The organism is Variovorax boronicumulans NBRC 103145 (genome assembly GCF_001591345.1).
Lineage (GTDB): Bacteria > Pseudomonadota > Gammaproteobacteria > Burkholderiales > Burkholderiaceae_C > Variovorax > Variovorax boronicumulans.
This window is the reverse complement of record NZ_BCUS01000071.1, coordinates 26,045-32,103: the sequence shown is the minus strand read 5'-3', so window position 1 is coordinate 32,103 and position 6,059 is coordinate 26,045. Positions and strand designations below refer to the sequence as shown.

The 6,059-nt window shown below is 67.2% G+C and carries 6 protein-coding genes; 2 read left to right on the top strand and 4 right to left on the bottom strand.

The features are described 5' to 3' along the window. Positions 1–207 precede the first annotated feature (207 nt). Positions 208–654 carry an META domain-containing protein gene (locus VBO01S_RS19885; protein ID WP_062478302.1) on the top strand — a complete coding sequence of 149 codons (447 nt, stop codon included), beginning with the start codon at positions 208–210 and terminating at the stop codon, positions 652–654. A 15-nt stretch (positions 655–669) separates the two neighbouring features. On the opposite strand, the gene VBO01S_RS19880 is transcribed toward VBO01S_RS19885, so the two are convergent. From VBO01S_RS19880 to VBO01S_RS19870, 3 genes are all read right to left on the bottom strand, one after another. Then, positions 670–1,578 carry a phosphoribosylaminoimidazolesuccinocarboxamide synthase gene (locus VBO01S_RS19880; protein WP_062478299.1) on the bottom strand — a complete coding sequence of 303 codons (909 nt, stop codon included), beginning with the start codon at positions 1,576–1,578 and terminating at the stop codon, positions 670–672. A gap of 100 nt (positions 1,579–1,678) precedes the next feature. Next, a complete protein-coding gene (gene fba / locus VBO01S_RS19875) occupies positions 1,679–2,743 on the bottom strand; it encodes a class II fructose-bisphosphate aldolase (protein ID WP_062478296.1) in 1,065 nt (354 codons plus the stop codon). A 154-nt stretch (positions 2,744–2,897) separates the two neighbouring features. Beyond that, complete coding sequence (locus tag VBO01S_RS19870) at positions 2,898–3,383, bottom strand: Lrp/AsnC family transcriptional regulator (RefSeq protein ID WP_056577121.1); 486 nt, start codon at positions 3,381–3,383, stop codon at positions 2,898–2,900. A 145-nt stretch (positions 3,384–3,528) separates the two neighbouring features. On the opposite strand from VBO01S_RS19870, the gene VBO01S_RS19865 reads away from it, so the two are divergent. Next, positions 3,529–4,545, top strand: a complete 1,017-nt coding sequence (locus tag VBO01S_RS19865; RefSeq protein WP_062478293.1) for a 1-aminocyclopropane-1-carboxylate deaminase — start codon at positions 3,529–3,531, stop codon at positions 4,543–4,545. Between the two features lie 64 nt (positions 4,546–4,609). Here VBO01S_RS19865 and pyk read toward each other — a convergent pair whose 3' ends face one another. Continuing rightward, positions 4,610–6,058, bottom strand: coding sequence for a pyruvate kinase (pyk, locus tag VBO01S_RS19860; protein ID WP_062478290.1), 1,449 nt, complete (start codon positions 6,056–6,058; stop codon positions 4,610–4,612). Position 6,059: the final 1 nt, after the last annotated feature.

Below are 6,059 nucleotides of genomic sequence, written 5' to 3'. Positions count from 1 at the left end.
GAGTGGCCCGCGCTGCTGGCGCAGGACGGCACGCCCGCCAGCGTGCGCCGCTGCGTCGAGGCGCGCCTCGCGGGCGGCGTGGCCCTCGCCAGCCTCGCGGCCTGAAGAAGCCCGGATGCGCCATCGGGCCTGTCTTCGCACCGGCCACGGCGTCGCATACGATGGCGCCGGTTTTAACTTGTTGCAGATTGAAAAGGAAAATTGGCCATGCGTTCCTTCGCCCGCCGTACCGCGCTCCCCGCCGTTGCCTCGGCCGCGCTGCTGCTGACCGCCCTGACCGGTTGCGGCAGCGGCATCAGCCTCGACGAGCCGATCGAAGGGCCGGTGTGGCGCCTGGTGCAGTTGGGCGACGAGCCCATCGCGCCCGGCGGCGATGCGCAGCTGCAGTTCGACCGCAACAGCGGACGGGTGAGTGGTTCAGGCGGCTGCAACCGCGTCACGGGATCGTTCACGCGCGCGGGCGTGTCGCTCAAGCTCGGCCAGATGGCCGCGACGCGCATGGCCTGCGCCGACCCGGTGCGCGGCGCCAACGAGGCGCAGTTCCTGTCGGCGCTGCAGAACACGGCCAGCTACCGGCTGGCGCCGGGGCGGCTCGCGCTGCTCGATGCGAGCGGCCGCACCGTGGCGCTGCTCAGCAACGGCACGACACGCTAAAAACGAAAAGCCGGATCAGCCGTGGGTGAGGCGGTCCAGCGCCTCACGGTACTTGGCGGCCGTCTTCTCGATGACTTCGGCCGGCAGGCGCGGCGCCGGGGGCGTCTTGTCCCAGGGCTTGCCGTTGATCTTGGTGGCCTCGAGCCAGTCGCGCACGAACTGCTTGTCGTAGCTCGGCGGGTTGGTGCCGGCGGCCAGCGCGGCCTCGTAGCCCTCGACCGGCCAGTAGCGCGAGCTGTCGGGCGTGAGCACCTCGTCCATCAGCACCAGCGTGTCGTTCTCGTCCAGGCCGAACTCGAACTTGGTGTCGGCAATGATCATCCCCTTGGCGAGCGCGATCTGGGCCGCCGCCTCGTAGATGGCGATGCTGACCTCGCGGATCTGCTGGGCCAGCTTGGGGCCGACGACCTCGACCACGCGCTCGTAGCTGATGTTCTCGTCGTGCTCGCCGGCCGCGGCCTTGGCGGCGGGCGTGAAGATCGGGCGCGGCAGCTTGCTCGCGTTGGTCAGGCCCTCGGGCAGCGGCACGCCGCAGACCGCGCGATTGTCCTGGTATTCCTTCCAGCCGCTGCCGGCCAGGTAGCCGCGCACCACGGCCTCGACCGGGATCGGACGCAGGCGCTTGACCAGCATCGAGCGGCCCGTGACCTGCGCCACCTCGTCGGGCTGCACCACGCTCTCGGGCGCCTCGCCCGTCAGGTGGTTGGGGCACAGCGCGCCCAGGCGGTCGAACCACCACAGCGCCATCTTGGTGAGGATCTCGCCCTTGCCCGGGATAGGCTCGCCCATGATCACGTCGAAGGCGCTGAGCCGGTCGCTCGCGACCATCAGGATGCGGTCTTCGCCGACGGCGTAGTTGTCGCGCACCTTGCCGCGCGCAAGCAGGGGCAGGCTCTGGATGGAAGAGGTGTGAACGGTGGTCATGGACGGATGCTCGGCTGGGAAACGGTGACGGGAAAAGCGGATTGTGCGCGCAGAAAAAAGCCACCGCGAGCGGTGGCCTGCGGCGCGCAGTCTGTCTTCGTTAGATGACTTGCTGCGCCAAGTCGCCCTTGGCGTACTTGGCAGCGACGACCTGCAGCGTGTCGCCCTTGATCTTGGCGCCCTGGCCTTCGCAGCCGAACTCGATGTAGCGCTGCTTGCAGATCTGCTTGGCGGCTTCGCGCGCGGGCTTGAGCCACTCGCGGGCGTCGAACTTCTCGGGGTTCTCGGCCAGGAACTTGCGCACGGCGCCGGTCATCGCCAGGCGGATGTCGGTGTCGATGTTGATCTTGCGCACGCCGTACTTGATGGCTTCCTGGATTTCCTCGACGGGCACGCCGTAGGTTTCCTTCATGTTGCCGCCGTATTTACGGATGATTTCCAGCAGGTCTTGGGGCACCGACGACGAGCCGTGCATCACCAGGTGGGTGTTGGGCAGGCGGGCGTGGATTTCCTTCACGCGCTGGATCGACAGGATGTCGCCCGTGGGCTTGCGCGTGAACTTGTAGGCGCCGTGGCTGGTGCCGATGGCGATGGCCAGTGCGTCCAGCTGCGTGGCCTTCACGAACTGGGCGGCTTCTTCGGGGTCGGTGAGCAGCGACGCGTGGTCGAGCACGCCTTCGGCGCCGATGCCGTCTTCTTCACCGGCCATGCCGGTTTCGAGCGAGCCCAGGCAGCCCAGCTCGCCTTCGACCGTGACGCCGACCTTGTGGGCCAGTTCGACCACCTTGCGGGTCACGTCGACGTTGTAGTCGAACGAGGCGGGCGTCTTGCCGTCTTCGTGCAGCGAGCCGTCCATCATCACGGACGAGAAGCCCAGGTCGATGGCGCCCTGGCAGATGGCCGGGCTCTGGCCGTGGTCCTGGTGCATCACCAGCGGGATGTTCGGGTACTGCTCGATGGCGGCCTGGATCAGGTGCTTGATGAAGGCTTCACCCGCGTATTTGCGGGCGCCGGCGCTGGCCTGCAGGATGACGGGCGCGCCGGTTTCCTTGGCGGCCTCCATGACGGCCTGGACCTGTTCGAGGTTGTTGACGTTGAAGGCCGGAATGCCGTAGCCGTTGGCGGCGGCGTGGTCCAGCAGTTCGCGCATCGAGACGAGTGCCATGGGAAATACCTCGTGGGAATAGAAAAAGACGGGGAAAAGAGAAGGCGGAAAGTCGGGAGAAAACTACCCCGATTCTACCGAGCCCCCTTGTGGGACAGGGCCGACGCCACCCCGGGCGCCACGGGTACTGGCGCGCAGCTCTTTTTCAACTTTTTCAGATCGGCAACTGGGTGGTCGACAGCACTTGCTTGAGCACCACGAAAGTCCGGATCTGCCGCACGCCCGGCAGGTACAGCAGCTGCTCGGCATGCAGGCGGTTGAAGCTGTCGTTGTCGCGGGTGCGCACGAGCATGAAGTAGTCGAATTCGCCCGTGACGACGTGGCATTCGAGGCAGCCCGACACCTTCTGCGCCGCCTTCTCGAAATCGGCAAAAGAGTCGGGCGTGGAGCGGTCGAGCACCACGCCGATCATCACGAGCATGCCGACCTCGAGCGCGTCGGGGTCCAGCAGGGCGACCACGCCCTTGATGAAGCCCGCGGCCCGCAGCCGCTCGACCCGCCGCAGGCAGGCCGGCGCACTGAGGTTCACCTTGGCGGCCAGCGCCACGTTCGACACAGAGGCGTCGCGCTGCAGGGCGCGCAGGATGGCGCGGTCGGTGCGGTCGAGCTCCGTCGGGGTGCGCAACTTTGTTGTGCTCATGGCTTCCTTTCCGGATGAAAAGCCTTATGTATGGCCATCCTGCCTTCTTTTTAGCGACGAATCCAGCCAACTTCGCAAGCACATTGCAAAGCCTTCTTCCTACGATCGACAGCTTCAACCCCTCACCGCTTTTGGAGCTGCGTCGATGAACCTGAAGAAATTCCCCCGCCACGCCCTGACCTTCGGCCCCACGCCGATCCAGCCGCTGAAGCGCCTGAGCGCCCACCTGGGCGGCAAGGTCGATCTCTACGCCAAGCGCGAGGACTGCAACAGCGGCCTGGCCTTCGGCGGCAACAAGACGCGCAAGCTGGAGTACCTGATTCCCGAGGCGCTCGAAGGCGGCTACGACACGCTGGTGTCGATCGGCGGCATCCAGTCGAACCAGACGCGGCAGGTGGCCGCCGTGGCCGCGCACCTGGGCCTGAAGTGCGTGCTGGTGCAGGAGAACTGGGTCAATTACTCCGACGCGGTGTACGACCGGGTCGGCAACATCGAGATGTCGCGCATCCTCGGCGCCGACGTGCGGCTGGACGCGGCGGGCTTCGACATCGGCATCCGCCAGAGCTGGGAGCAGGCCATGGCCGACGTGCGCGCGGCCGGCGGCAAGCCCTTCCCGATCCCGGCGGGCTGCTCGGAGCACCCGCGCGGCGGCCTGGGCTTCGTGGGCTTTGCCGAGGAGGTGCGCCAGCAGGAGGCCGAGCTCGGGTTCAAGTTCGACTACATCGTGGTCTGCTCGGTCACGGGCAGCACGCAGGCCGGCATGGTGGTGGGCTTCGCGGCCGACGGGCGCGCCGACCGCGTGATCGGCATCGACGCCTCGGCCAAGCCGCAGCAGACCTACGAGCAGATCCTGCGCATCGCGAAGAACACGGCCGAGCTGGTCGAGCTGGGCCGCGACATCACCGAGAAGGACGTGGTGCTCGACCGCCGCTTCGGCGGGCCCGAATACGGGCTGCCGAACGAAGGCACGCTGGAGGCGATCCGTTTGAGCGCGCGCTTCGAGGGCATGCTGACCGACCCGGTGTACGAGGGCAAGTCGATGCACGGGATGATCGAGAAGGTGCGGCTGGGCGAATTCCCGGCCGGCTCGAAGGTGCTGTATGCGCACCTGGGCGGCGTGCCGGCGCTCAACGCCTACAGCTTCCTGTTCCGCAACGGCTGAACCAGACGGCGCCATGAAAAAGGCCGGCATGTGCCGGCCTTTGCTTTGCTGCGAATGAACGAACTCAGCTCGCTCTGCAGATCTTCAGCATGTTGGTGCCGCCGGGCGCGCCCATCGGCTCGCCGCAGGTGATGGCGTACACGTCGCCGCTTTGCACGATGCCGCGCTTCTTCAGATGGCTCTCGGCCTGGCGCAGCGCGGTGTCGCGGTCGCTTTCCGAATCCATGAGCAGCGGGCGCACGTTGCGGTACAGCGCCAGCTTGCGCTGCGTGGCCAGGCGCGAGGTCAGGGCGTACATGGGAATGTGCGCGCGGTGGCGGCTCATCCACAGGATGGTCGAGCCCGACTCGGTCAGCGCCACGATGGCCTTGGCGCCCAGGTGGTGCGCCGTGAACAGCGCGCCCATCGCGATCGACTGGTCGATGCGGCTGTAGGTCTTGCCGCTGAAGTCGGCGTCGAGCGTCTTGTCTTCGGCGGCCTCGGCGGCTTCGCAGATGCGGCTCATTTCCTGGACGGTCTCGAGCGGGTAGCGGCCCGAGGCGGTTTCAGCGGAGAGCATCACGGCGTCGGTGCCGTCGAGCACGGCGTTGGCCACGTCGCTCACCTCGGCGCGGGTGGGCACGGGGTTGGTGATCATCGACTCCATCATCTGGGTCGCGGTGATGACCACCTTGTCCATGTCGCGCGCCATGCGGATCATCTTCTTCTGCAGCGCCGGCACGGCGGCGTTGCCCACTTCCACGGCCAGGTCGCCGCGGGCGACCATGATGCCGTCGCTGGCGCGCAGGATTTCTTCCAGCTTCGGAATGGCCTCGGCGCGCTCGATCTTGGCGATCATGCCGGGCTTGTGGCCGTACTCGGCGGCCGCCACGTTGCACAGCTGGCGCGCCATTTCCATGTCGGTGGCGTTCTTGGGGAAGCTCACGGCCACGTAGTCGGCCTGGAAGCTCATCGCGGTCTTGATGTCTTCCATGTCCTTGGCCGTCAGCGCGGGCGCCGTGAGGCCGCCGCCCTGCTTGTTGATGCCCTTGTTGTTCGACAGCTCGCCGCCCAGCTTGACGGTGGTGTGCACCGCTTCGCCCTTGACGCCGTCGACCGTGAGCACGATCAGGCCGTCGTTCAGCAGCAGCTTGTCGCCGGGCTTCACGTCGCGCGGCAGGTCCTTGTAGTCCAGGCCGACGGCATCGACGTCGCCCAGTTCGGTGCGCGAGGCGTCGAGCACGAACTTGGCGCCCGGCTCCAGCCAGATCTTGCCCTGCGCGAACTTGCCGACGCGGATCTTCGGACCCTGCAGGTCGGCCATGATGGCCACTTCGCGGCCGGCCTTGCGGGCCGCCTCACGCACCATGGTGGCGCGGTCGATGTGGTCCTGCGCCGTGCCGTGGCTGAAGTTCAGCCGCACCACGCTGACCTTGGCCAGGATCATCTGTTCCAGCAATTCCGGCGTGCTGGAGGCGGGGCCGAGGGTGGCGACGATCTTGGTGGCGTGGCGGGGGATGCGGTCCGAGCTCATG

Excerpts from the sequence above, each read along its gene's own strand:
- VBO01S_RS19885 (WP_062478302.1), top strand. The coding sequence starts at position 208 with ATGCGTTCCTTCGCCCGCCGTACCGCGCTCCCCGCCGTTGCCTCGGCC.
- VBO01S_RS19880 (WP_062478299.1), bottom strand. The coding sequence starts at position 1,578 with ATGACCACCGTTCACACCTCTTCCATCCAGAGCCTGCCCCTGCTTGCG.
- fba (WP_062478296.1), bottom strand. The coding sequence starts at position 2,743 with ATGGCACTCGTCTCGATGCGCGAACTGCTGGACCACGCCGCCGCCAAC.
- VBO01S_RS19870 (WP_056577121.1), bottom strand. The coding sequence starts at position 3,383 with ATGAGCACAACAAAGTTGCGCACCCCGACGGAGCTCGACCGCACCGAC.
- VBO01S_RS19865 (WP_062478293.1), top strand. The coding sequence starts at position 3,529 with ATGAACCTGAAGAAATTCCCCCGCCACGCCCTGACCTTCGGCCCCACG.
- pyk (WP_062478290.1), bottom strand. The coding sequence starts at position 6,058 with ATGAGCTCGGACCGCATCCCCCGCCACGCCACCAAGATCGTCGCCACC.